The organism is Roseateles violae (assembly GCF_030410485.1).
In the GTDB taxonomy this organism is placed as follows: Bacteria; Pseudomonadota; Gammaproteobacteria; order Burkholderiales; family Burkholderiaceae_C; genus Roseateles_D; species Roseateles_D violae.
Genome location: NZ_JAUHHC010000015.1, coordinates 1 through 1307, shown reverse-complemented (window position 1 = coordinate 1307; position 1307 = coordinate 1). Strand labels below are relative to the sequence as shown.

At 64.6% G+C, this 1307-nt stretch carries 1 pseudogene and 1 other annotated feature; the pseudogene reads left to right on the top strand.

The window, feature by feature from the left end:
• Positions 1–48: 48 nt before the first annotated feature.
• Positions 49–1267: pseudogene (locus QWJ38_RS23950) on the top strand (IS3 family transposase).
• Positions 327–443, top strand: a sequence feature (AL1L pseudoknot). Its footprint overlaps the pseudogene before it by 117 nt.
• Positions 1268–1307 lie beyond the last annotated feature (40 nt).

Genomic DNA, 1307 nt, shown 5'->3' with positions numbered 1-1307 from the left:
TGAATCGCCCCGGGTTTCGAGGAGGCTCCAACTGTAGAGAATGGAGCCATGAAGAAGTCCCCGAAGTTTTCGCCCGAGGTTCGTGAGCGCGCCGTGCGCATGGTGCAAGAGCACCGTGCGGAGCATCCGTCGCAGTGGGCCGCCATCGAATCCATCGCCGACAAGATCGGCTGCGTTCCGCAGACCTTGCACACTTGGGTGAAGCAGCACGAGGTCGATTCCGGCCAGCGCGACGGCGTCTCCACAGCAGAGGCCCAGCGCATCAAGGAACTGGAGCGGGAGAACCGCGAACTGCGCAAGGCCAACGAGATTCTGAAGCTGGCCAGCGCGTTTTTCGCCCAGGCGGAGCTCGACCGCCGCATCAAGTCCTGAAGACGTTCATCGACCAGCATCGCCAGCAGTTTGGGGGCGAGTCGATCTGCCGCGTCTTGCAGATTGCCCCATCGGCGTACTGGCGCCACGCTGCATGCCAGCGCAGCCCGGCCTTGCGCTCTTTGCGAGCCCAACGCGATGCGCAGTTGCTGCCACAGGTGCAGCGCGTCTGGCAGGCAAACCATCAGGTCTACGGCGCCGAGAAGGTCTGGCGCCAGCTCAACCGCGAAGGCGTGGCGGTGGCGCGCTGCACCGTCGAGCGGCTGATGCGCCAACTCGGGCTGCAGGGTGTGCGCCGAGGCAAGGCGGTGCGGACAACCATTCCTGACCCAAGGTGCCATGCCCGCTGGACCGGGTCAATCGGCAGTTCCGTGCGGAGCGGCCGAACCAGCTCTGGGTCTCGGACTTCACCTATGTCTCGACCTGGCAGGGCTGGGTCTACGTGGCGTTCGTGGTGGACGTGTTCAGCCGGCGCATCGTGGGCTGGCGCCAGAGCAGCTCGATGCACACCGAGTTCGTGCTCGACGCACTGGAGCAGGCGCTGTACGACCGCAAGCCGTCCGATGGCCTTGTGCATCACTCCGACCGAGGATCGCAATACCTGTCGATTCGCTACAGCGAGCGGCTGGCTGAGGCCGGCATCGAGCCCTCAGTGGGTTCCAAGGGCGACAGCTACGACAACGCGCTGGCCGAGACGATCAACGGCCTCTACAAGGCCGAGGTCATTCACCGGCGCGGGCCGTGGATGACCAAACAGGCGGTGGAACTCGCGACGCTGGAATGGGTTGCGTGGTTCAACCATCACCGTCTGATGGGGCCACTGGGTCACGTCCCGCCTGCGGAGTTCGAAGCCAATTACCATCGTCAACGCGCTGGTCAGGCCGCGACCGCCTGACTTAAACCAACTGGCCTCCGCGGAAACCGGGGCGATTCAA